A 24,035-nucleotide genomic window follows, 5' to 3' on the forward strand; every position below is an offset into this window, starting at 1 on the left:
GGCAAACCCGAGCAAACCCAAGCTATCTGAGCCTTAACGATGGTCGATATCGTCGATAGCGCGACGCGCAGCCGGATGATGTCCGGCATTCGCGGCCGCAACACGAAGCCGGAGATCCTGATCCGCAGCCTGCTGCACGGCCAGGGCTTCCGCTTTCGGCTCGACGCCCGCGATCTGCCGGGCCGACCGGATATCGTGCTGCCGCGCTACCGCGCCGTCGTGCTGGTGCACGGCTGTTTCTGGCACGGCCATGACTGCCACCTGTTCAAGTGGCCGCAAACCCGGCCGGATTTCTGGCGCGACAAGATCGGCCGCAACCGCAGCAACGACGACAAGGTCCAGCAAGCATTGCTCGCGAGCGGCTGGCGCGTCGCGGTGGTGTGGGAATGCGCTTTACGCGGTGCCAATCGCGATATCGAAGGCGTGTTGCAACGGCTCGTCGAGTGGCTCCGCAGCGACGCGCCGAGCTTCGAGGAACGCGGCTGAAAGTCGCTTGTAGCCTGCCCGGTTCGAGCGAATCCGAAGGCCGCTGGTGATACACTCGACTGGCTGACCCGGGGCGTTTTTTGCAGGCCGATACGGCAATATGTCGGCAGCATGAAACCGCGCCCTGGCCATCTTCAGAACCAACCTTGAAGGGAGGCATACGATGGCTGATTTCCGTCTCTGGTCCGACGAGTTCCCCGCCAACGGCTTCATGCCGAAAGCCCACGAATTCGACGACAAGTCGTTCGGCGTCGACGGCGAGGGCGAAAACATTTCGCCCGCGTTGCAGTGGGAGGCCCCGCCGGCCGACACGCAAAGCTTCGCGCTCACGGTCCACGATCCCGATGCGCCCACCGGCAGCGGCTTCTGGCACTGGGTCGTCGTCAACATCCCGGCCGACGCCCGCTCGCTGCCGCGCAACGCCGGCAAGGCAGACGGCTCGTTGCTGCCGCAGGGCGCGCTGCAAGTGCGCAACGACTACGGCACGGTCGGCTTCGGCGGCGCCGCGCCGCCGCGCGGCGACAGGACGCATCGCTACATCTTCCGTCTGCATGCGCTGAAGGTGCCGCATCTGCCGATCAATGCGGAGACCACCAACGCGGTCGCACGCTTCATGACGCATCTGAACGAAATCGATTCGACCACGCACACCGGTCTGTATGAACTGAAATAACGCGTGAGACGCGATGCCGGTATGCCTCGGGTATGCCATTGCGGTGCCGGCATCGCCGCTGCTGCCGTCGTTCATTCCGGCGCGGCAGGCAGCGCGCGTGGCTCATCATGCGACTCGTGAGCCGCCCCCAACAAATCAAAAGACGATGCACGCACAACCATCGCGAAAGGACGGCTCCACACCAGCCGACGCCGCCGCCGACACGCTCGCTCCCGCCACATCGTTCGCGGCTAGCACCGAACAGGGCTTGCCGGTTCCGCAACGCTACTGGGCGATGCTGGTTATTGCGCTCGCCCTTACGCTGGCGGTGCTCGACAGCGCGATCGCCAACGTGGCCCTGCCCACCATCGCGCGCAATCTGCATGCGAGCGCCGCCGGCTCGATCTGGGTCATCAACGCGTATCAGCTCGCCATCACGATCTCCTTGCTGCCGCTTGCGTCGCTCGGCGACCGCATCGGCTACCGGCGCGTCTATCTGTTCGGGCTGATCCTGTTCACCGTTGCGTCGTTCGGTTGCGCGCTGTCCACGTCGCTGCCGACGCTCGCGCTCGCGCGCGTGGTCCAGGGCTTCGGCGCGGCAGGCATCATGAGCGTCAACACGGCGCTTGTGCGCATGATCTATCCGCCCGCGCAGCTCGGCCGCGGCGTCGCGATCAACGCGATGGTGGTCGCGGTATCGTCCGCAGTCGGACCGACGGTCGCCGCCGGCGTGCTCGCCGTCGCCTCGTGGCCGTGGCTGTTCGCGATCAATGTGCCGATCGGCATCGCGGCGATCGTCGGCGGATTCAAGGCGCTGCCGCTCAACCGCGGCCACGATTCGCCGTACGACTATCTGAGCGCGGTGATGAACGCGTTCGTGTTCGGCCTGCTGATCTTTGCCGTCGATGGCCTCGGACACGGCGAGCGGCTGGGATACGTCGTGGTCGAAGCGCTCGGCGCGCTCGTGATCGGCTATTTCTTCGTGCGCCGTCAGTTGACGCAGCCCGCACCGCTCTTGCCGATCGACTTGCTGAGGATTCCGGTGTTCGCGCTGTCGATCGGCACGTCCGTCTGTTCGTTCTGCGCGCAGATGCTGGCCTTCGTGTCGCTGCCGTTTCTGCTGCAGGACACGCTGGGCTTGTCGCAAGTGCAAACCGGTTTGCTGATCACGCCGTGGCCGCTGGCGATCGTCGTGGCGGCGCCATTGTCGGGCCTGCTGTCGGACAAGGTGTCGGCGGGCTGGCTGGGCGGCATCGGACTCGTCGCGCTGACCGCGGGCCTGCTGCTGCTCGCGACGCTCGGCGCCCATCCCGAGCCGGTGCAGATCGCCTGGCGTATGGTGCTCTGCGGCGCGGGCTTCGGCATTTTCCAGTCGCCGAACAACCGGACCATGCTGTCGGCCGCGCCGCGCGAGCGCAGCGGCGGCGCGAGCGGCATGCTCGGCACCGCGCGGCTGACCGGGCAGACGCTCGGCGCGGCGCTGGTCGCGCTGATCTTCGGTGTCGCGCCACAGCATGGGCCGACCGTCGCGTTGTATGTCGCCGCGTGCTTCGCGGCAGTCGCGGCCGTGGTCAGCACGCTGCGGGTCATGCAGCGCGTGACTGCGCAGCCGGCCTGAGCCGGATGCAACAAGGGCGCGAATCGCACGCTGCGCCCTGCTCCATCGCTACAAATCCTGCTCGACCATTGTCGACGTGACCGGCACGCGCGATTTGGAAAAACCGCGCTGCCGCCCTCGATCCGGCTATGTTGCCGTCACGTCAACGAGCTTTACCGCTTTGGCCGTCACGGAAGAAGCCGTCGCCACATTGCGCAAGTCGGCGAGGAACGTATCGCGCCAAACCGACAGATTGTTCTCGCGCATCGGCGCCATCATGTCGGCGTGACGCGCCTGCCGTTCGGCGAGCGGCATCGACAACGCGCGCTCCAGCGCCTCGGCCATTTGCGACAGGTCGAACGGATTGACGACCAGCGCGCCCGGTAATTGCTCGGCCGCGCCCGCGAATTGCGACAGCACCAGCACACCCGGATCCGCCGGATCTTGCGACGCAACGTACTCCTTGGCGACCAGATTCATCCCGTCGCGCAACGGCGTCACATAGCCGACCTGCGATTGACGGAACAGCGCCATCAACAGATTGCGTTCGTATTTGCGGTTCAGGTACTGGATCGGCGTCCAGTCGAGTTGCGCGAAACGGCCGTTGATGCGGCCCGCTTCGCCCTCGAGCGTCTGACGAATCCGCTGGTAGGTCTGCACGTCAGCGCGAGTCGGCGGCGCGATCTGCACCAGCGACACGCGCCCGTGCCAACCGGGCGCATTCAGCAGCAAGCGTTCGAACGCCTGGAAGCGCTCCACTAAGCCCTTCGAATAATCGAGCCGGTCGACGCTCATGATCAGCTTGCGCCCACGCATGCCGTCGCGCAGGCTGCGCACCGGCTTGCGGTCGGTGAATTGCTCCGCGGCCTTGGCGATCGCGTCAGGATAGATGCCGATCGGGTAAGCGCCGACTTTGAGGAAGCGGTTATAGGCGTGCACCATGCCGTCTTCGCTCGAACTCCCGTGCCGGCCGCGCTCGATATAGTCGACGAACGACTGGCGATCCGCCTCGGTCTGGAAGCCGACCACGTCGTAGCTGCACATGGCCTTGAGCAATTCTTCGTGCGGCGGAATCGTCCGAAGCACTTCCGGCACCGGAAATGGAATATGCAGAAAAAAGCCGATCGGGTTCTTCACGCCGAGATCGCGCAGGCAGCGCGCGAACGGCAACAGGTGATAGTCGTGAACCCAGATGATGTCGTCGGGTTTCAGCAGCGCCTTGAGTTGCCTCGCGAGCGTCGCGTTGACGCGCTGATAGCCCGCGTATTCCTGCCGGTCGTAGCGCGACAGGTCATTGCGATAGTGGAACGTCGGCCATAAGGTCACGTTCGAAAAGCCGCGGTAGTACTGGTCATAATCGCGCTTGGTGAGACCCACCGTCGCGTACGTGACATTGCCCTGCTTTTCGATCACCGGAGCGGACGGTTCAGCCACCGTCTCGCCGCTCCAGCCGAACCAGACTCCGCCGGTTTCCTTCAACGCGTCCAGCACGCCAATCGCAAGCCCGCCCGCCGCGGGGCGCCCTTCCTGGGTCGGCGCGACACGATTCGATACCACGACCAGTCTGCTCATTGGTGCTCCACCTCAGTCAGTTATTTCGTTGCATACGCATATGTGCCGAAACGGTGCACGCAAGTCGTGTGCCGCTTTATGAGACAGCAGAAATAAAAATGTATGCAAATGTGACGGACGAGCGAAAACACGCGACGTCGTCGCACCGCGAAGAATTTTTTTCTGCTTTGTATGACGAATCCAGGCGCCTGCAACCACCCGGCAAACGGTGTTCAGGCGTCCTGCTCAGAGCCTAAATCGCGCTGGTATTCGAGCCCTTCCGGACGCACGCCGCCCTGGTTGTGCTCGCCGTCCGGCGGGGCGTTGGGCGCGACGCGATTCTGCGCGGCCGGATCCGGCGACGCCGACGAGTCGCTATTGCTGCTGGACGGCCGGGAATCGCGCTTCGAGTGGCGCGCGGAACGTCGCAGTGCTGGATGTCTCATGATCGCTGCCTCCAGGGGAAGGCCACCGCCGAAACCAGGCGGCATCAATATAGTCTAGGGGTCACGAAGGTAAATTGCCGGTAAAAGATGCGCCCGCTTTGTAACAAGTACATAAATTCGCTGCGCCGATATGTGCTGCATCGCACAAAGCCTGTCAGCGTTGCACGCGCTGCTGCCGAGGCCGGCCGGCTTGCGGCGTTTGAGTCGGTTGCGGCGGCGGATCGCCGATCGGCGGCGCAACCGGTACGTCCGGCTCCGGCGTCGGCGTGGGGTTTGGGTCGGGCTCGTCAGGCGTGGACGGCGGCTCGATCGGCTCGGGACGGTGAGCGTGCCTGGTAAGACGAAGCGCGGGAGCGGCAGCGTATTGCGGCATGGCGGTTATCCCCGTTTTAGCGTTCCGTTAAATCGCAGCAAGGCCTGTGCCGTCATCGACGCGCTCCCGGCAGGATGACGCTGCGGGAGGTGCGTGGCGGGCATGGCACTTTAAACGTCGGCGCCGCGCAGGGCGCGCGATTCGTCGGCGGCGTCGCCTTCGTCACGCGCGTCGTTGCCGTACTCGACCAGACGGTTGTACAGCGTCTTCAGACTGATGCCGAGAATCTCAGCCGCGCGCGTTTTCACGCCGCCGCACTGTTCGAGGGTCGCGAGAATCAGCTGACGGTCCGCTTCGGCGAGCGACGTGCCGAACGGAATCGTGATCGCCGTGCCGGCCGCGGGCTTGGACAGCGTGATCTGCAACGGCACCGTTGCCGTGCTGTCCGAATCCGCACTCGACATGATGTGCGCGCGCTGCACGTAATTCTTCAACTCACGCACGTTGCCCGGCCACGGATACGACAGCAGCATCTCCTTCGCCGCGGCGGGGAAATGCTTCTTCGTGCCGTGCTGCTCGTTGAGTTCGTCGAGGAAGGCCTGAGCGAGCTGCTCCACATCCTTGCCCCGGTCGCGCAACGGCGGCAGGCTGATCGGGAACACGTTCAGGCGATGATACAAGTCGAGACGCAGTTTGCCTTCCAGCACCGCCTGCTCCGGATCGCGGTTGGTCGCGGCGATCAGGCGCACGTCTGTTTCGATTTCCCGAGTCGTGCCGACCCGCATGAACATGCCGGTTTCCAGCACGCGCAACAGCTTGACCTGCAACTCGATCGGCATTTCGGTGATTTCGTCGAGAAACAGCGTGCCGCCGTTCGCGCGCTCGAAATAACCCTTGTGCTGCCGGTCCGCGCCGGTGAACGAGCCGCGCTCGTGGCCGAACATCTCCGATTCGATCAGGTTCGGCGAGATCGCGCCGCAGTTCACCGCGAGGAACGCGTGTTTACGGCGCAGGCTGAGCTGATGCAAGGTCTGCGCCGCGACTTCCTTACCCGTGCCCGACTCGCCGACCAGCATCACCGAGGCCGCCGTCGGCGCGACGCGGCCGATCTGGTCGTAGACCACCTGCATAGCCGGCGAATTGCCAAGCATCAGACCAAAGCGGCCCATGCGGCGCAACTCGCCCCGCAGCGTGCCGATTTCCGCCTTCAGATCGCCGGCGCGCGGCAGGCGCGACAGAATCGCCTTCACGCGCTGCATATTGATCGGCTTCACCAGGTAGTCGGTCGCGCCCATTTTCAGCGCGTTGACCGCCGATTCCACCGTGGCGTGGCCGGTAATCACAATCACCTCGACGCCCGAGCGCGGATCGAGATCCTCAAACAGATCGACCCCGCTGCCGTCGGGCAGCTTCAGGTCGGTAAAGACGACGTCCGGCATTTGCCGGACCAGTTGAATACGCGCTTCGCGCAAATCACCGGCCGTGGCGGTGGTGAGGCCGTCTTCCGCGATGGTGGCGGAAAGCGCCTCGCGGGTACCGGCATCGTCATCGACAATCAGTACGTGTGGCATCGCGTCTCGAAAACCCGAAAGCGTAAATGGGCGGCCATGCTGAACCGCATGCTAAAAAAGCCGGCCGGCGGCGTTTCGCCTGCCTGCGACGCGCCCGGATGTGAGCACACGCGGACTTCCGGGCAAAAGCGGCGAGCCTTTTGACTTAATGCAATATCGCAACAATATACGAAAAAACCCTGAGGTTTGATGCGCCATTGTTGTGTATTTGCCTATTATACGGCGATATCGGGACAAGACAGCCACACCCTGCCGTCGCGCGGCAAAGCGCGGCGCACCGGCGATGCGGAGGACGCAGCAGCGTTCAGCTGCGCGGAAACGGCCATGCGCCGCCATTGCCTTTCAGATGCTCCGAGCCATTGACGCCATGGGTGGCCGGACTGACACTCTCCGGCGCGACACTGCCGGACGCCGAAGCGGGCGTTGCCACCGAACCGCCCTCGTCTTCCCAGCGGCTCAAATCGCGCGCCGCCTGAACCTGCGAAGCACGGTTTTTCCGCATATAGCGCAGGGCCAGCAAGCTGCCGACAACCGTCAACGCACCGAAAATGCCAAGCTTAGGTCGTGTCATCGTGAACTCCTTTTGGTCAGGATGCGGATCAGCGTCGAGTGGCCTGCGCCTTGGCGAGCGGTCAGAACACCAGGCAGGAGACCCGACGCAGAAGCAGACACGCGCCGGCTGTAAGTCGCAAACATCGTGCCGGGTCGGCCTGCCGCTCGTGGGCCTCAACGCCTTCCCTTCTGGCGCTTTCGACCGGACTGTCATCGTGCATTCGCCCGCCGTCACACGGATTGCCGCAAGCGCCGTCAAAGTGGTTAAATCGACTTTTGTGAGATATTGGCCGCCAGAGTCGCAGGTCACCATCTCGTTATAGACCTGCGCGCCGCAACAACGAATCACATTTGCACAGGACTCCCCGTTTATGGCGTCAACCGATCTGGACTCGCCCACCATCTCCGCCGGCGACAATGCTTCGGCACAGGCGAAGCTGCGCGTCGCGGACGGCATCGCGGGCCTGAAATCGTACGGGCTGCTGTACGGCTCGTCGCCGGTGATGCTGGATCTGTATGATCAGATCGAGCGCGTCGCCGGCACTGACGCGACCGCGCTGATCATCGGCGAATCGGGTACCGGCAAGGAGTTGATCGCCCGCACGATTCACGATCTAAGCAGCCGCAAGGCGTCACCGTTCATTGCGGTCAACTGCGGCGCGATTCCCGATGAACTGATCGAGGCTGAATTGTTCGGCCACGAGAAAGGCAGTTTCACGGGCGCGGTTCAGAGCCGCGTCGGCTACTTCGAGCACGCGAATGGCGGCACCCTGTTCCTCGACGAAATTACCGAGATGGCGCCGGTACGCCAGGTCAAGCTGCTGCGCGCGCTCGAGACCGGCACGTTCTATCGGGTCGGCGGCAACGAACTGATTCACGGCGACGTGCGCGTGATCGCCGCAACCAATCGCGACCCCGCGGTCGCCGTCAAAGAAAACGGGCTGCGTGAAGACCTCATGTACCGTCTCGCCGTATTCCCGTTGCGCGCGCCGCCGCTGCGCGAGCGCGACGGCGATCGCGAACTGCTCGCGCAACACTTCCTTGCTTTGCTGAACCAGCAGGAAGGCGCGAGCAAGCGCTTCAGCAAACGGTCGCTCGAAACGCTGCGCACGTGGTCCTGGCCGGGCAACGTGCGTGAACTGAAAAATGCCGTGTATCGCGCATTCATTCTCGCGGAGAAGACGGTCGAGTTGCCGCATCCGCGTCTCGCGTCGCGCGTGAAAAAGCCCGTCACGCAGGGCGATACGATGAGCGTGTGGATCGGCACACCGCTCGCCGATGCGCAAAAGCAGATCATTCTCGGCACGCTGAAATATTGCGGCGGCGACAAACGGCGCGCGGCCAAAGCGCTCGGCGTGAGTCTGAAAACGCTGTACAACCGCTTGAGCACCTACGGCAACGACGACGCCGCGGAAGAAGACACCGAGCAATAGGCTATGTCGTCCCGCCTTCCATCCATTCGCATCACCAGGTAAATCGGCAGCCGCTCAACAGAAACCGATTGGACCCGCATCATCTTTTGCAATTGCTTGCACTTTCCCTCTGCCAATTACAAATGGCATCCTGCAAAATGCGGCAGCGCGTATTGCAACGAAAGGATCGGCGTGCCGCTCGTTCACGCACTCGTCTTGAGCGTGAATAAAACGCACATACAGAAGTAGAGATAGAGAAATGCAAAAAAGTATGGTGTGGACCGCACGGGAAAAACCAACGGCCAAACGCGGATGCTCCAATACAACGGCGCTTGTCGCGCTGGCGGTTGCGATCTCGTCGGCGTTGAGTGGTTGTAGTTCGCTCTACACGGAAGGCGCCACCGCCAGTGCCGGTATCGCCGGTGCCGCGCTTGCGTCGAAAGTCACCAGCAATGCAGCAGTCGCCACCGGCATCGGACTCGGCGCAGTGGCCGCAGCCCGCGCCGGGGTGCAGTACTCGGAGCGCGTGGTCCACAAGAATACGCAGGACGGCATCGCCAAAATCGCCGGACCGCTCGAAGTCGGCGCAATCGAGCCGTGGAGCGTGACCCACTCGATACCGATCGAAGACGACGAACATGGCCGCGTCACCGTCAGCCGCACGATCAGCAGCGGCGCGCTCGACTGCAAGGAAATCGTCTTCTCGGTCGATCAGAGCGCCACCAAAAATGTGCCTGCGAGCAGCGCGTTCTATGTCGCCTCGATCTGTCGCGACGGCGACAACTGGAAATGGGCGTCGGCCGAACCTGCCACCGAACGCTGGGGTGCGCTGCAATGAAGGGGCGACTGGTTCCGCGTTTGGTTCCCCGCGTAATCCCGCCTGCGCTTTCCAGCAACCGGCTGCGGCTCGTGCTGGCCGGCGCGCTCTGTGCCGGCGCCAGCCTGCTGACGAGCGGCTGCTCGTCGATCGGTGCGGCGAGCGGCGCAGCGGCCGGCGTCGCGTCGGGTCTCGTGACCAGCAATCCGGCCGTGGGCATCGGCGTCGGCATCGCCGTGCAGGCGGCTACCGACGAAGCCGTCGGCCGCTATATGCGCAACATGCACACCGATCAGCAGAACCTGATCGCCGCGTTGGCAGGCGCAATGCCGGTCGGCGAGACGCGGCCCTGGGCGGTCAAACACACGCTGCCGATCGAGAACGGTCACGGCAACGTGCGCGTGACGCGCGCGTTCGGTTCGGCGCTGACGCTCTGCAAGGAATTCGTGTTTTCAGTCCAGGACGGCGACGGCCCGAACGCGCGCGAAGACTGGTACATCGGCAGCGCGTGCCAGCAGGACAAAGGCTGGAAGTGGGCGTCCGCGGAACCGGCGGTCGAACGCTGGGGCAATCTGCAATAAAAAAGCGGCAGGGTCTCCCCTGCCGCTTTTTGCTTGAAGCGTCTTAGTCGCCTCAACCGCGCTTAAGACTCCACGTCTTCCAGACTGAAAATCTCGGTCTGGTCGTTGTACGAGAAGATCTCGCCATAACGGCCCCAGTTGATCACCGCATCGAGCGTCTCTTCCGCGGCGCTGTCCGACAGAAAATCCTCCAACTCCTGCTCGAAGCGCACCCGCGGCGCGCGATGCCCCGGCCGTTCGTTCAAGACCTTCTTGATCCGCGCCGCCAGCGGCACGTGCCGCAGCAGATGCTCGGCGAACATCATCTTGCGTTCCTGCGTGCCGAACTCGGAGAACACGCGCGCCGGCGGCGTCAGGAAAATGTCGCCTTCACGCACGTCGGCGAAGCCAAGATGCTGCAGCACTTCGGCGACCGGGAACAGATCGTCCACCTCCAGATGCAGCGAACGGGCGATTTCCGGCATGTCCGCGCGGCCGTGGTACGGCGCGGCGGCCAGCGTCTCGATCAGACCGGCCATCAAGTTGGTCGACACGTGCGGCAACCAGCTGCCGAGTTCGAGCCCTTTCTTGGTCGCTTCGTCAGTCTGGCGCGCGGTCATCTTTGCGTAGATCTCGTCGACCAGACGGCGGAACGCCGGATCCAGCCGGTTGCGCGGATGCTTGAACGGCACCTTGATCTCGGCGATCACGCGGCCCGGGTTCGACGACAGCACGAGAATGCGGTCGCACATGAACACCGCTTCCTCGATGTTGTGCGTGACGATCAGCACCGATTTGATCGGCATGCGGCCTTGCGTCCACAGGTCGAGCAAGTCGGTACGCAGCGTTTCGGCGGTCAGCACGTCGAGCGCGGAAAACGGCTCGTCCATTAGCAGCAGCGTCGGATCGACCACCAGCGCGCGTGCAAAGCCGACGCGCTGACGCATGCCGCCCGACAATTCGCGCGGGTAAGCATTCTCAAAACCGTCGAGGCCGATCAGGTCGATCGCGGCCAGCGCCCGATCGCGGCGCTCGCGCGCACCCACGCCTTGTGCTTCGAGGCCCGCTTCCACGTTCTGCAGCACGGTCAGCCACGGGAACAGCGCGAAGGTCTGGAACACCATCGCGACGCCCTTCGCCGGGCCGTCGAGCGGCTTGCCCATGTAGGTGACCTCACCGTCGGTCGGTTCGATCAGACCGGCGATGATGCGCAACAGCGTCGACTTGCCCGAGCCCGAACGGCCCAGTAAACCGACGATCTCGCCTTCGCGCAACGACAGGTTCGCGTCGTCGAGGACGAGCAGCTCGCCCTGCGACTTGTTAAACCCGCGGCACACGTCCTTGACGCACAGGATCTCCTCGCCGAGGCGCGGCGGCATCGGCGGGGTCTGGATCGGTGCGGCGGTTATAGCAGCTTTAGGATTTTGCATCGCGTTTAGCCTTCATTTCTCAATCGAGCCGGAGCTTGGCTTCGGCGTAGGCGTACATCGGACGCCACAGCAGGCGGTTGAACAGGGTCACGAACAGGGACATCACGGCGATGCCCAGGATGATCTTCGGATAGTCGCCCGCCGCGGTGGTTTGTGCGATATACGCGCCCAGGCCATGCGCGGCGACCTTGGTGTCGCCCCACTGGACGAATTCCGCGACGATGCTCGCATTCCACGCTCCGCCCGACGCGGTGATCGCCCCCGTCACGTAATAAGGGAAGATGCCCGGCAGCATCGCCTGGCGCCACCACTGCCAGCCGCGAATATGAAAGTTCTTGGCCGCCTCGCGGTAGTCGTTCGGATACGAGCTGGCGCCGGCAATCACGTTGAACAGGATATACCACTGAGTGCCGAGCACGATCAGCGGCGACAGCCAGATGTCCGGATTCAGATGAAAACGCACGATCGCGATCACGAACACCGGAAACAGCAGGTTCGCCGGGAAGGCGGCCAGGAACTGCGCGAGCGGCTGGATCTTTTCCGCCAGTGCCGGACGCAGCCCGATCAGCACGCCGATCGGCACCCAGATCACCGAGGCGATTGCGATCAGCAGCACCACGCGCAGCAGCGTGATGAGACCGAGCACGAGCACGTGCCCGACTTCATCGAGCGTCACGCCCGTGCGCACATACGTAACCACGCGGTACACCACGTAGACAGTGGCGACCAGCACCAGAATCGCCCACACGATATCGCCCAGGCGCGAGTTCTTCTGGCTCTGCGGAATCTGGAAGCGCGGACCCTGGAACGCCGGCAGCCGGAACGGCACGCGCGCGGCCCTCGCGAACATCCAGCCGAGCGGCACCAGCAGACGGTGAATCAGGCGGGTGCGGCGGATCAGGTCGAGCAGCCACGATTCAGGCGCATTGCCCGAACTGGTGGTTTCCATGCGGAATTTGTCGGCCCATGCGACGAGCGGGCGGAATAGAAACTGATCGTACGCGAGAATCACGACCGTCATCGCGAGGATCACCCAGCCGATCGCATGGAGGTTCTTCTCCGAAATCGCCTGCGCGAGGAACGCGCCGATACCCGGCAGCGTGATCGTATTGTTGCCGACGGTGATCGCCTCCGAGGCGACCACGAAGAACCAGCCGCCCGACATCGACATCATCATGTTCCAGATGAGGCCCGGCATCGAGAACGGCACTTCCAGCTTCCAGAAGCGCTGCCAGGAAGTCAGATGAAAGCCGCGCGACACTTCATCCAGATCGCGCGGCACCGTGCGCAGCGACTGATAGAAGCTGAACGTCATGTTCCACGCCTGGCTCGTGAAGATCGCGAAGATCGCCGCCAGCTCGGCGCCGAGCACGCGGCCCGGGAACAGCGCGAGGAAGAACGTGACCGTAAACGAAATGTAGCCGAGCACCGGCACCGACTGCAGAATGTCCAGAATCGGCACCAGCACGAGACCGGCGCGGCGGCTCTTGGCAGCGAGCGTGCCGTACACCAGTGTGAAAGTCAGGGATGCGACCATGGCCGCCAGCATGCGCAGCGTGGTGCGCATCGCATATTCAGGCAGATTCGACGGATCGAGCGAGATCGCTTGAGTCTCCAGCGTCGACATCGGCGCCAAGGTCTCGTGAAAACCGATCGCCGCCATCGCGATAATGCAGATGATCAGCGGAAAGGCGACAAAGTCCCAGCGATTCGGCAGGACGCGCCACGCCGAGGCGCTGGCGGTGCGTTTCAGGTCGAAACTGAAATCCATCAGGCGCCCTCCCCGTTGTGACAGGCATTCAAGTGTATATAGGAAGCCGAGGCGCCGGCGCAGCGGTCTGAAGATCGGTCCGGAAAGCGGAAATCGGGCATGGCAAAACGCGTGTGCGCGGTAAATCGTTAGCGTTGGAGACACGTGGACCGGCGACGGACGTGTCTTTGGGCAAGCCGCCCAGGGCCGGTACCGCGGAGCCGGACTTCTCTGTCGCCGCAGGCGCCGCCCGTAGGCTGGCGAGCTTTCCTTGTTTTGGACGGCATGACACTACACCATCCTATGTTTCAGGCACAACCTTTCGCGGTAAATAGCGGCAACACCCGGCAGCAGCCCTCGGTTCATCACTGGCGGACCATACCGCGGCCGTTTATCGTCGCGAGCCAGCCACACGCGCAACCGCCGATGATCCAGCCGGCGTCGCTCGGGGCTACCCGGAAAAACCCGCTGAACCATTCAGAAACGCGCAACGCCGCCGTTAAGAATCTGATGGAGTACGCGGGCATACTTCGCATTCCCGCAATAACGGTGGCGTCTGGCCCCACGACGGTTAAAATCGGGAAACGACGCGCATGCTCGCGATTTATCCCGGGCCGGAGCGGCATCTCACCGCCCGCTTCCACAGGGACGATTCAGCGCCAGCGCGCTGCCACGAACGAGCTTGTTGCATGTCACAGCCAGACGGATTAGAGAGCCGATGAACAGGACAACCTTGCGCCAGGCAACCGGACCGATCAGCTTCGTGCTGATCGTGCTCGTTTGCTGGTTCGTGGCCGGCATGGTCGCGGACCGGATGGTACAGCAAGAACTGGACGCGGCCGTGCGCGAGCAGCGGCAAATGTCCACGTCGACCGTCGACAACATGGCCGAGGTGATCGCAAGCGACCTCTCGATGTCGCGGGCCATTCCGGCAACCATGGCCGAGATGGACCTGGTTCAGCACGCGCTGTCACAATCGCAGAATTATGCCGCGAACGGCGAAGCGGCGGAACTCGCCCAGCGCGCCGCGTTGCTAAAAGACCCGCAGATGACCGCCGTCAGCGACTTTCTGCATGACGCGCAAGGCTTCTCCGGGCTCGATCAGATCTGGCTCGTCAACGCCAACGGCATATGTGTCGCATCGAGCAGCTCCCTCCACAACCCGCTGGCTGCGGAGCGCTCCGTCGTCGGCACTGATATGCGCACGCGCGGCTACCTGACGAACGCGCTGCTCGGCGCGTTCTCGGAGGCCTACGGCGTAGGCCGCGTGAGCGGCGAGCCGGGCATCTTCATCGCGGCGCCGGCGTATGCAGACGGCTTGCTGGTCGGGGCAGTGGTCGCCAAGGTGGGGATCGCGCGGTTGCGCCACTGGGTCGCGCATGCCGGCACCTTCGTTGCCGATGAGAACGGCGTGATCATCATGGCGCACGACAGCGCGCTCGAAGGCCATGCGCTGCCGGACTCGCGGGTCCAGCACATGAGCGCGGCCGAACGCCAGATCGTCTATCACCGCGAGTCGTTCCCCGATGTCCGGATTCAGGTTGCCCCACAGGTGCGCGAGCAGGCGCCGTGGGTGCCCAACTCGATCGCCGCGCAACTGTTCGGCATGACCGAGCGGCTCGTGCCGTCGCTGTACCAGGCGCGCGGTGGACTGAACTCGGGGCTGTCGGCCCATCTGGTCGACCCGCTCGCGGCCTGGCCCGAACTGCTGCGCAATCACAAGCGCGATCATCTGCTGGTGTTTCTGACGCTGGCCGGCACGGTCGCGCTGGCGTGGGTGATCACCGTGTCGTATGTGCGCGAGCGGCGCCATCATCGCGCCACGCGCGACCTCGCTGAACAATTGCAATCGGCCAATACGCTGCTGTCGGCCGAGGCACGCCACGATGCGCTCACCGGCGCGCTGTCGCGGCGCTATTTCCTCGACTTGCTGAGCCACGAGATCGAACGCGCGCATGCGAACAACGAGCCGCTGTGCATGGCAATCGCCGACCTCGATCACTTCAAGCAGATCAATGACCGCTTCGGCCACGCCGCCGGCGACCGCGCGCTCGAGCATTTCGTCGACACCTGCCGCGCCGAACTGCGCGGCGCCGACGCGATCGGCCGGCTCGGCGGCGAAGAATTCGGCTTGCTGTTGCCGGCCACCGGCCTCGCCGGCGGCCGCGAGGTGGTCGAGCGGCTGCGCATGCGCCTGAAGGCGGTTCCTTCCGCGAGGCTGCCTGCCTCAGTGGGCTTGAGCGTCAGTATCGGCATCACGGAGCTCTCGCCCGACGATCTGCCCGAGCGGATCATGAGCCGCGCCGACCTCGCGCTGTACGCGGCCAAGACCGGCGGCCGCGACCGCACTGAAGCCCTGCCGCCTGACGACACCGCCCCGCCGGCCCGCACGGCGGCTAGCGTCTGGTAAAAATAGATGCGCACCGGGACGCACCCACGCACGCATCGATGAATCCAGTAGATGACACAACGCAAGACCCGCCCTTCAGCGCGTCCTGACGAAGCAGGTATCATCAACCTTGGTATTGAGGTTGCCGCTACCGCTCTAACGGGAGATTCGCATGAAGGGAAATCTGCTCATCGTCTGTCGCGATCACGATGCTGACGCGTTCGACCATCTGCTGGCCGAATATGGCGCATTTCAGACGCGCCTGTCGTCGACCGCGTGGTATCTGAAACTGGATGTCGCGCCGGAGCTGATTCAGGAAGAGATACTCGCTCGTCTCGGCAAATACACGACGCACTACATCTTCGAAGCCGAAACGGTGACGTGGAATACGGTGGATAGCGAGGCGGCGAACGCGCTGAACACGCTGTTTTCAGAAGACTAGCGGCGCGCTCAAACGCGCGTCCTGGAATATGCACGGGGCGGCGAACGCCTGCCGCCCCCACCCTTGACCTACCAGGCGCTTTCCGACGCCGCCGCGACGCGCGGCACCGAATCGAACGGAAAGCTCATTAAAACCTGCAAGCCACGGCCCTCGTGGTTGCCGATTTCCCACCCGCCGCCCGCACGCCGCACCAGCCGCTCGACGATCGCCAGCCCCAGACCGCTATGGCCGTTGCCGCCGCGCGCCGGATCGAGCCGCACGAACGGACGGCTCGCGTTGATCAGATCCTGGACGGCGATACCGCTGCCGTTGTCACGCACCGACAGCGTAAAGCCTTGAGGCGTGCGCTCGGTGGCAACGACGATCGGCGGCGCGCCGTAAGCGTGTGCGTTGTCGAGCAGGTTCGACAGAATCCGGTCGAGCGTGGCCGCAGGCAGCAGGAAACCCGGCCCTGCGTCGAGTTCGGTCTGCACGGTGGGCGCACCGGCCGCCACCGCGCGATAGCTGCGCACCACGCGCTCGCACTGCGCATCCACTTCGACTGCTTCGCTGCGATCGGCGCCGTCATGAGCGAACACCAGAAACTGCTCGACGATGTGCGTCATCGAATCGACGTCGCGCACCACGCCGTCGCGCATCTTCACTTCTTCCATCATCTCGGCGCGCAGCCGCAAACGCGCAAGCGGCGTTTTCAGGTCGTGCGCGACACCGGCCAGCATCACGGCGCGGTCGTGTTCGGTACGCGCCACTTCCTGAACCATCTGGTTGAAGCCATGTGTCAACTGCCGCAGTTCGCGCGGGCCCCGCTCGGGCACCGGCGGCACCGGCAGGCCACGGCCGAACCGCGCCACCGCCTGAGCGAGCGAGCGCAACGGCTGCTGCAACGCCCATGCGGCAAACAGCGCCGCCATCACCGCGAACGAAAAGATCATCGCGAGCCACAGTACCGTGCGGTCGAGCGAACGGGGCGTGCGCAACGGCTGCACCGGCACGACGATCCAGCTGCGATCCGCGGTGGTGCGCACCCACAGCGTGGGCGGACGGCCCGGCTGACCGATCCGCACCATGGTGCCGGCCGGCATGCGGTCGCGCACGTCGTCGACGAAACGCGCGAGCGACGCCGGCATGTTCGTAGTGTCCGCCGGCACGTCCGGACTGCCCGGATCGACCAGCCTCACACGCGACGGCAACGGCTGGTCCGGCGTATGGGCGACGTGCTGGCGCACCGCGTCGACGAGGAAGGTGGCTTCCTCGACCGCGTAGCGCGTTTGCAGCTGGCTGCGCTCGAGGCGCATCAGCGCGTACCACGCGAAATGCGACAGCAGCAGCACTGCGACGACTAGCAGCGCCAGCCGTCCGAACAGCGAATCAATGGGACGGCGCATGCTGTTCGCCGTCCGGCACGAACACGTAGCCGCGCCCGCGCACCGTTTGAATGAAGCGCGGCGTGGACGGGTCGGTTTCGAGGATGCGGCGCAAACGCCACACCTGCACGTCGATGCCGCGGTCGGTGCCGTCGTATTCCGGACCGTGCAGCAGTTCGAGCAGGCGCTCGCGCGTGAGCGTGCGCATGGGGTGATTAACGAAAATCTTCAGCAGCGCGAATTCGCTGCCCGACAGTGTGAGCGGCTTGTCTTCGAGATGCAGCGTGCGCGACTGGAAATCCAGCGTGAAGCGGCCGAAGTTGAACGGCTCGCGCTGTTCCGGCGCCGCCGCCGACGGCAGCGTGCGGCGGCGCCGCAACACCGCCTGCACCCGCGCCAGCAGCTCGCGCGGATTGAACGGCTTACCGAGGTAGTCGTCCGCGCCGAGCTCCAGACCGACGATCCGGTCGACGTCGTCCGCGCGCGCGGTAAGCATGATGACGGGAATGTCGTCCCCCGACGCGCGCAGCTTGCGCAGCGCGGTCAGCCCGTCGACGCCGGGCATCATCAGATCGAGCACGATCAGATCCGGGCGCTCGCGCTCGAGCCGCCGCTCGAGCGAGCCGGCGTCGTGCAGCACCGAGACCTCGATGCCCTGACGGGCCAGATAGTCGCGCAGCAGATCGCGCAATTCGACGTCGTCGTCGACAACAAGTATTTGAGTAGCCATGAGATGAAGTTTAACGCGCGGGAGAATGGGTTTTCGTTTCCGGACTGCCCTGAAGGGTTACCGGGTGTTACGGTGAAAGGCGCACGTAATCCCTCGTAATAGCGGCATCGAGCGGCGTAACACAGCGCGGAGCGCAGTTCTCTACGCTGTGTCTTACCGAATGCAGGCCGTCCTCTGTTGCCGGTTGCATCGTCGGCTATTCCATTACAAGGAGCCTTATATGTCCACCAAAAAAATGTCGCGCGTTGTCGCCATTGCCGCCACTGCTCTCGCCATCGGCGCGGGCGCTGCCTATGCCGCACAACCCGCCCATGACGGTCCCGGCGGCTGGCATGGCCACTTCATGAAAGAACTGTCGCAACTGCATGACCAACTGAAGCTGAACGCGGATCAGGAGAAGCAGTGGCAAGCCGCGCTCGACACCATGAAGCAGAACCACGAGGCCATGCGCGCCAATCGTGAACAGATGAAGAATCAGTTCAAGGCCGCGCAGCAGCAACCCATTCTGGACCTGAACGCGATGGCCGCGGCGCACCAGCAAGTCGAGCAGAAGGACGCACAATTGCGTCAGCAAACAACGGACGCATGGCTCAAGTTTTATAACGGCCTGAACGACCAGCAGAAGACCACCGTCAGCACCGCGCTGAAACAGCGCTTTGCGAAGATGGAAGCGCGTCACGAAAAGATGCGCGAGCGTTGGGAAAATCGGAAGGGCGGAGCGTCGGCGCCGGCGGCCAGTCAGTAAGCGGCACATGCGGCGGGCAGCGGGCGGCGGCCTTAGCCGGCCGCCGCCGGAATGCAGAAACGCCACGGAAAGTTTTCCGTGGCGTTTTCGTTTGAACCTGCAGCGTGGATGCCGATGCGCTAGTCGCGTCTTCAACCGTCGGTCATGAACGCTCAGCCGCTCGGCGGTTTGTCCACTTGGCCGCCTAGCCGCTTAGCCGTTAAGCGGCCCCAGGTCGAATAGCAGCACTTCGGCGTTGTCGCCCTTGTCGAGCGTCACTTTGTCGGTCTCGACGAGCTTTGCCGCGTCGCCGGCATTGAGCGCCTCGCCGTTCACGCTCAGCGCGCCTCGCGCCACATGCACATACACAAGCCGCCCCTTCGGCAACGCCAACTCAGCCTGCTCTTCACCATCGATCAGCGCCGCGTAGATCGACGCATCCGCGTGAATCGTCACGGAACCGTCGCGGCCGTCGGGCGAAGCGACCACGCGCAGACGGCCACGCTTGTCGGCGTCGTCGAAGCGTTTTTCTTCGTAGCCGGGCTGGTCGCCCGCGCGTTGCGGGATCACCCAGATCTGCAACAGGTGCACCGGCTCGTTCGCCGACGCATTGAACTCGCTGTGCATCACGCCGGTGCCGGCACTCATCCGCTGCACGTCGCCATGACGGATCGTCGAGCCGTTGCCCATGCTGTCGCGGTGCGCGAGCGCGCCGTCGAGCACGTACGTGACGATCTCCATGTCGCGATGGCCGTGCGTGCCGAAACCCTGGCCGCCGGCGATACGGTCTTCATTGATGACCCGCAGCGGTCCGAAATGCACGTGTTGCGGGTCGCGGTAGTCGGCAAACGAGAAGCTGTGATACGAGTCGAGCCAGCCGTGATTGGCATGGCCACGCTCGTCGGAACGGCGAATTTCGATCATGGGGTACTCCCGGTCGGTCAATAACGATGGCCAGAATGTATGGGCGCGACGCGCGCCAGACAATCCGCGCGAACGCACCGGATCGTTTCATAAATCCATGCAATCGAGCGGTGGTGCGGCGCGCGGCCCGGCCAACTGGCCGCTGGCGTCCGGGCAGCCGGCTTCCGGTCGCCCTGCCCCGGATGGCCGCCCCCCAGATACGGACGCCCGCCCATTTCGGCAACGGCTGATCATAGCGGGCAAAAAACGGAAGAAGCGGTGGGCCAAGGCGTCGCGCATGCACAACGCATCCGCCCGCCTACCCGCCGCTCGATGGGCTCCTCACTGGCGCACCGCCCCCGTTCGGGTAAAATACCGCCCTTTTCGAGCCGACGTCGGCGCGCGGGCTTGCCGGCGGGTCCGGCATATAAGGCTGCGACGGGGCAGCCGCCGGCGGTCAAGCACGCGCACATGCCCCTCGATGCGCCGAACCGGCGCTAGCTGCGCCGTGGCGGCGTCCACACGCGGCGCGACAATTTTGACCGCCTAGAATAGCGACGGCCGGCCACAAGCCGGCGATCGTCGAGATCGAATCACACGACGATCAGTTTGATCCAGGAGAAACATGAAGAAGTTCGCACTGTGCGTGGCGCTTGCCGTCATGGCCACCGGCGCCGTGGCGAAGGAATGGAAAACCGTGCGCATTGGGGTGGACGCCAGCTACCCGCCGTTCGAATCGAAGGCGGCCAGCGGGCAAGTAGTCGGCTTCGACGTCGATCTGACCCGCGCGCTGTGCGCGAAGATGAACGTCAAGTGCGTGTGGGTCGAGCAGGACCTCGACGGCATCATCCCGGCATTGAAAGCCAGGAAGTACGACGCGATCGTGTCGTCGCTGACCATCACGGACAAGCGCCGCGAACAGATCGACTTCTCCGACAAGCTGTTCGACGCCCCGGCCCGCATGATCGCCAAGGCCGGTTCGCCGCTCCTGCCGACGGTTGAATCGCTGAAGGGCAAACGCGTCGGCGTCGAGCAAGGCTCGACTCAGGAAGCCTACGCAAAAGCATATTGGGAACCCAAAGGCGTGACCGTGGTGCCCTACCAGAATCAGGATCAGGTGTATGCCGACCTCGCGTCAGGACGCCTCGACGCCGCCCTGCAAGACGAAGTGCAAGCCGACGCCGGTTTCCTGAAGACGCCGCGCGGCAGAGGTTTCGCATGGGCCGGCCCGGAAGTGAAGGACCCGAAGACGATCGGTGACGGCACCGCCATCGGTCTGCGCAAGGACGACGCCGAGCTTAAGGCGATGTTCAATCAGGCGCTGGCGCAAGTTCACCAGGATGGAACGTTCAGGAAGCTCGCAAAGCAGTACTTCGACTTCGACATCTATCCGGGGCACTGAGCCAGTCACCGAGCGGTCCACCCGCAATACAAAGCAATACGCAGCACCCACGAAACTCGGGGCCCGCCCGCATGGGCTTTCCCCTAGCTTCGGAATACAGTCGGGAATAGATTCAAACGAGCTTCAAACCAGCTTCAAAACGAGAATCGAAACGCGCGCTGCAAGGCCGGCAACGGCCATGCAGTCATGATTTGCACAGCGGTGCGCTGTGCGCCGCAGATAACGGCGGGCTCAGGCTCGCGGCACACGCGGCGCATAGCTGGCCGCGTCTTTCGCGGTGCGTGCCACGCATCGTCAAGGACCCCATATGTTCCTTCAAGGCTACGGCCCGCTGCTTCTCAACGGCACCTGGCAAACCGTCAAACTGGCGGTGTTGTCGCTGGCGTTCGCTTTCGTACTGGGCCTGCTCGGCGCGGCGGCGAAACTGTCGAAGAATCGCGTTTCATATAGTGTCGGCACCGTCTATACGACGCTGGTGCGCGGCGTACCCGATCTGGTGTTGATGCTGCTGCTGTTCTATAGCATCCAGATCTGGCTGAACAACATGACCGACCTGCTCGGCTGGGACCAGATCGACATCGACCCGTTCGTGGCCGGCGTCGCGGTGCTCGGCTTCATCTATGGCGCGTACTTCACCGAAACCTTCCGCGGCGCGTTTCTCGCCGTGCCGCGCGGCCAGCTCGAAGCCGGCGCGGCGTACGGCATGACCGGCTGGCAGGTGTTCTCACGCGTGATGTTCCCGCAGATGATGCGCTTCGCGCTGCCGGGCATCGGCAATAACTGGCAGGTGATGGTGAAAGCCACGGCGCTGGTGTCGATCATCGGTCTCGCCGACGTCGTCAAGGCCTCGCAGGACGCCGGCAAAGGCACGCTGCGGTTCTTCTTCTTCACCCTGTTCGCAGGGGCGATCTATCTCGTCATCACCACAGTGTCCAACTTCGTGCTGATGTACCTCGAAAAGCGTTACTCGACCGGCGTGCGAAAGGCGGATCTATGATCGAGATCATCCAGGAATATTGGCGCAACTATCTTTATACCGACGGCTACCGTTTCACCGGCCTGGCGATCACGCTGTGGCTGCTGGTGGTGTCGATCGGGCTCGGCTTCTGCCTGTCGATCCCGCTCTCAGTCGCACGCGTCTCGAAGAAGAAATGGCTCGCCGGCCTGGTGTGGCTGTATACATATATATTTCGCGGCACGCCGCTCTACGTGCAGTTGCTGCTCTGCTATACCGGCTTGTACAGCCTCGAAATCATCCGCAATCACGAGCTGACCAATGCGTTTTTCCGCGACGGCATGCATTGCACGCTGCTCGCGTTCACGCTTAACACCTGCGCGTACACCACCGAGATTTTCGCCGGTGCGATCAAGGCGACGCCGTACGGCGAGATCGAAGCGGCGCGCGCTTACGGCATGTCGTCGTTCACGCTGTACCGGCGGGTGATTCTGCCGTCGGCGCTGCGGCGCGCGCTGCCGTACTACAGCAACGAAGTGATCCTGATGCTGCACGCCACCACCGTCGCCTTCACCGCGACCGTGCCGGACATCCTCAAGATCGCCCGCGACGTGAATTCGGCCACGTATCAGTCGTTCAATGCGTTCGGCCTCGCCGCCCTGCTCTATCTGTTGATTTCTTTCGCGCTCGTGTGGCTGTTCCGCCGCGCCGAGCGCCGCTGGCTCGCTTACCTGCGGCCGCAAGGCAAGTAACCCAGGGCATTTAGCCCCAAGCAAGTAAGCCCGCCAAGGATCCCGATGAACACCAGGAAGCAAAAGCTCTTCGTCGACGAGCTTCACAAACAGTACGGCGATAACGAAGTCCTCAAGGGCGTGTCGCTGAAGGCCAACGCCGGCGACGTGATCAGCGTGATCGGCTCGTCCGGTTCGGGCAAGAGCACGATGCTTCGCTGCATCAACTTCCTCGAACAGCCGAACTCGGGACGCATCTTCGTCGACGGCGAAGAAGTGCGCACGCAGATCGGCAAAGCCGGCGCGCTGCGCGTGTCCGACCCGAAGCAGTTGCAGCGCGTACGCACCAAGCTGTCGATGGTGTTCCAGCACTTCAACCTGTGGGCGCACATGAACGTGCTCGAGAACATCATCGAGGCGCCGATCAATGTGCTCGGTCTGAAGCGCAAGGAAGCCGAAGAACGCGCGCGTGAGTATCTGGAGAAAGTGGGCCTGGCTCCGCGTCTTGAGAAGCAGTACCCGTCGCATCTGTCGGGCGGCCAGCAACAACGCGTGGCGATTGCGCGAGCCTTGGCCATGCATCCGGATGTGATGCTGTTCGACGAACCCACTTCCGCGCTCGATCCCGAGCTGGTCGGCGAAGTGCTGAAGGTGATGCAGACGCTCGCCGAAGAAGGCCGCACGATGATCGTCGTCACGCATGAAATGGCATTCGCGCGCAACGTATCCAATCACGTGATGTTCCTGCATCAGGGCCGCGTGGAAGAACAAGGCCATCCCGACGAGGTCTTCAGGAACACGAAGAGCGAACGCCTCAAGCAGTTCCTCTCCGGCAGCCTCAAATAGAGACGTTTGCACGGCCCGCTATTTGGCGCCGTAGTCGAAGTAGCATTACAAGGCGCTTACAAGCGCCTTTTTTGTTTCGCTCACCTGTACATTCCCGCCTTTTCCACCGCGAAAACGCCTGCCTGTACGCTCAGATTCCCGCCTCCTCCGCCCTACTCTGCTGCATTTAAAGCGTCAATAGTGGCAATCCTTAACGTTGTTCGCTCCGAACCGTGATTCCCCTGGCGCACAAGGGTTTCCGGCCGTTTTTCGAGCGTCGCGACAGTTCCTCGAACACATTCGTATTGCAATTTGGAGACACCTGCCAGGACAGGTACTAATTTCTTCTCCCAGACAAGTGTATTTTTGCTAAATTAGTAACCAAAGTAGCAAAACAAAGTTCATTAAAAGTAGTTTCACTTCAAAGCACAGA

The 24,035-nt window shown here is 63.5% G+C and carries 23 protein-coding genes; 13 read left to right on the forward strand and 10 right to left on the reverse strand.

What is annotated here, in order from left to right; translation table 11 throughout:
- The first annotated feature begins 39 nt into the window (after positions 1-39).
- From SB772_RS17500 to SB772_RS17510, 3 genes are all read left to right on the forward strand, one after another.
- Entirely contained in the window at positions 40-486 is a 447-nt protein-coding gene (locus SB772_RS17500; protein ID WP_410834485.1) for a very short patch repair endonuclease, read from the forward strand.
- A gap of 163 nt (positions 487-649) precedes the next feature.
- Positions 650-1,159 carry a YbhB/YbcL family Raf kinase inhibitor-like protein gene (locus SB772_RS17505; RefSeq protein WP_410834486.1) on the forward strand — a complete coding sequence of 170 codons (510 nt, stop codon included), beginning with the start codon at positions 650-652 and terminating at the stop codon, positions 1,157-1,159.
- A 145-nt stretch (positions 1,160-1,304) separates the two neighbouring features.
- Entirely contained in the window at positions 1,305-2,756 is a 1,452-nt protein-coding gene (locus tag SB772_RS17510) for an MFS transporter (RefSeq protein WP_410834487.1), read from the forward strand.
- A gap of 126 nt (positions 2,757-2,882) precedes the next feature.
- Here the strand turns inward: SB772_RS17510 and otsA are convergent, their stop codons facing one another.
- The 5 genes from otsA to SB772_RS17535 all read right to left on the reverse strand — a co-directional run bounded on the left by otsA (position 2,883) and on the right by SB772_RS17535 (position 7,187).
- Entirely contained in the window at positions 2,883-4,307 is a 1,425-nt protein-coding gene (gene otsA / locus SB772_RS17515; protein WP_410834488.1) for an alpha,alpha-trehalose-phosphate synthase (UDP-forming), read from the reverse strand.
- 212 nt (positions 4,308-4,519) lie between these two features.
- Positions 4,520-4,732: a hypothetical protein gene (locus tag SB772_RS17520; RefSeq protein WP_410834489.1), complete on the reverse strand. Its 213-nt coding sequence runs from the start codon at positions 4,730-4,732 to the stop codon at positions 4,520-4,522.
- A gap of 154 nt (positions 4,733-4,886) precedes the next feature.
- A complete protein-coding gene (locus SB772_RS17525) occupies positions 4,887-5,105 on the reverse strand; it encodes a hypothetical protein (RefSeq protein ID WP_410834490.1) in 219 nt (72 codons plus the stop codon).
- 110 nt (positions 5,106-5,215) lie between these two features.
- Entirely contained in the window at positions 5,216-6,616 is a 1,401-nt protein-coding gene (locus tag SB772_RS17530; protein WP_410834491.1) for a sigma-54-dependent transcriptional regulator, read from the reverse strand.
- A gap of 304 nt (positions 6,617-6,920) precedes the next feature.
- The gene (locus SB772_RS17535; protein ID WP_410834492.1) at positions 6,921-7,187 is read right to left on the reverse strand and encodes a hypothetical protein; all 267 of its coding nucleotides are present in this window, start codon (positions 7,185-7,187) and stop codon (positions 6,921-6,923) included.
- 352 nt (positions 7,188-7,539) lie between these two features.
- On the opposite strand from SB772_RS17535, the gene SB772_RS17540 reads away from it, so the two are divergent.
- The 3 genes from SB772_RS17540 to SB772_RS17550 all read left to right on the forward strand — a co-directional run bounded on the left by SB772_RS17540 (position 7,540) and on the right by SB772_RS17550 (position 9,978).
- The gene (locus SB772_RS17540; protein ID WP_410834493.1) at positions 7,540-8,601 is read left to right on the forward strand and encodes a sigma-54 interaction domain-containing protein; all 1,062 of its coding nucleotides are present in this window, start codon (positions 7,540-7,542) and stop codon (positions 8,599-8,601) included.
- 238 nt (positions 8,602-8,839) lie between these two features.
- The gene (locus SB772_RS17545; protein WP_410834494.1) at positions 8,840-9,418 is read left to right on the forward strand and encodes a hypothetical protein; all 579 of its coding nucleotides are present in this window, start codon (positions 8,840-8,842) and stop codon (positions 9,416-9,418) included.
- On the forward strand, positions 9,415-9,978 hold the full coding sequence (locus SB772_RS17550; protein ID WP_410834495.1) for a hypothetical protein: 564 nt from the start codon (positions 9,415-9,417) through the stop codon (positions 9,976-9,978). Before SB772_RS17545 ends, SB772_RS17550 begins: the two co-directional genes overlap by 4 nt.
- Positions 9,979-10,040: 62 nt before the next feature.
- On the opposite strand, the gene SB772_RS17555 is transcribed toward SB772_RS17550, so the two are convergent.
- Positions 10,041-11,387 carry an AAA-associated domain-containing protein gene (locus SB772_RS17555; RefSeq protein WP_410834496.1) on the reverse strand — a complete coding sequence of 449 codons (1,347 nt, stop codon included), beginning with the start codon at positions 11,385-11,387 and terminating at the stop codon, positions 10,041-10,043.
- A gap of 19 nt (positions 11,388-11,406) precedes the next feature.
- On the reverse strand, positions 11,407-13,158 hold the full coding sequence (locus SB772_RS17560; protein ID WP_410834497.1) for an ABC transporter permease: 1,752 nt from the start codon (positions 13,156-13,158) through the stop codon (positions 11,407-11,409).
- A 697-nt stretch (positions 13,159-13,855) separates the two neighbouring features.
- Between SB772_RS17560 and SB772_RS17565 the strand changes: the two genes are divergently transcribed.
- Positions 13,856-15,547 (forward strand): diguanylate cyclase, encoded by a 1,692-nt coding sequence (locus tag SB772_RS17565; protein WP_410834498.1) that lies wholly within the window; start codon positions 13,856-13,858, stop codon positions 15,545-15,547.
- A 151-nt stretch (positions 15,548-15,698) separates the two neighbouring features.
- Positions 15,699-15,968: a hypothetical protein gene (locus tag SB772_RS17570; protein WP_410834499.1), complete on the forward strand. Its 270-nt coding sequence runs from the start codon at positions 15,699-15,701 to the stop codon at positions 15,966-15,968.
- A gap of 68 nt (positions 15,969-16,036) precedes the next feature.
- On the opposite strand, the gene SB772_RS17575 is transcribed toward SB772_RS17570, so the two are convergent.
- Both SB772_RS17575 and SB772_RS17580 read right to left on the reverse strand, forming a co-directional pair.
- The gene (locus SB772_RS17575; protein WP_410834500.1) at positions 16,037-17,353 is read right to left on the reverse strand and encodes an ATP-binding protein; all 1,317 of its coding nucleotides are present in this window, start codon (positions 17,351-17,353) and stop codon (positions 16,037-16,039) included.
- Positions 17,337-18,062, reverse strand: a complete 726-nt coding sequence (locus SB772_RS17580; protein WP_091796232.1) for a response regulator — start codon at positions 18,060-18,062, stop codon at positions 17,337-17,339. Before SB772_RS17580 ends, SB772_RS17575 begins: the two co-directional genes overlap by 17 nt.
- A 220-nt stretch (positions 18,063-18,282) precedes the next feature.
- Here SB772_RS17580 and SB772_RS17585 point away from each other — a divergent pair, with 220 nt between their 5' ends.
- Positions 18,283-18,807 (forward strand): periplasmic heavy metal sensor, encoded by a 525-nt coding sequence (locus SB772_RS17585; protein WP_410834501.1) that lies wholly within the window; start codon positions 18,283-18,285, stop codon positions 18,805-18,807.
- A 192-nt stretch (positions 18,808-18,999) separates the two neighbouring features.
- Here the strand turns inward: SB772_RS17585 and SB772_RS17590 are convergent, their stop codons facing one another.
- Positions 19,000-19,710 carry a pirin family protein gene (locus tag SB772_RS17590; RefSeq protein WP_410834502.1) on the reverse strand — a complete coding sequence of 237 codons (711 nt, stop codon included), beginning with the start codon at positions 19,708-19,710 and terminating at the stop codon, positions 19,000-19,002.
- Between the two features lie 604 nt (positions 19,711-20,314).
- Here SB772_RS17590 and SB772_RS17595 point away from each other — a divergent pair.
- The 4 genes from SB772_RS17595 to SB772_RS17610 all read left to right on the forward strand — a co-directional run bounded on the left by SB772_RS17595 (position 20,315) and on the right by SB772_RS17610 (position 23,623).
- The gene (locus tag SB772_RS17595) at positions 20,315-21,091 is read left to right on the forward strand and encodes an ABC transporter substrate-binding protein (RefSeq protein ID WP_410834503.1); all 777 of its coding nucleotides are present in this window, start codon (positions 20,315-20,317) and stop codon (positions 21,089-21,091) included.
- 307 nt (positions 21,092-21,398) lie between these two features.
- On the forward strand, positions 21,399-22,088 hold the full coding sequence (locus tag SB772_RS17600) for an ABC transporter permease (protein ID WP_410834504.1): 690 nt from the start codon (positions 21,399-21,401) through the stop codon (positions 22,086-22,088).
- A complete protein-coding gene (locus SB772_RS17605) occupies positions 22,085-22,798 on the forward strand; it encodes an ABC transporter permease (protein WP_410834505.1) in 714 nt (237 codons plus the stop codon). The genes SB772_RS17600 and SB772_RS17605 overlap by 4 nt, the downstream gene beginning before the upstream one ends.
- 45 nt (positions 22,799-22,843) lie before the next feature.
- Positions 22,844-23,623 carry an ABC transporter ATP-binding protein gene (locus SB772_RS17610; protein WP_410834506.1) on the forward strand — a complete coding sequence of 260 codons (780 nt, stop codon included), beginning with the start codon at positions 22,844-22,846 and terminating at the stop codon, positions 23,621-23,623.
- The last annotated feature ends 412 nt before the right edge of the window (positions 23,624-24,035 follow it).

The sequence above is a fragment of the Paraburkholderia sp. SIMBA_030 genome (assembly GCF_046535245.1).
In the GTDB taxonomy this organism is placed as follows: Bacteria; Pseudomonadota; Gammaproteobacteria; order Burkholderiales; family Burkholderiaceae; genus Paraburkholderia.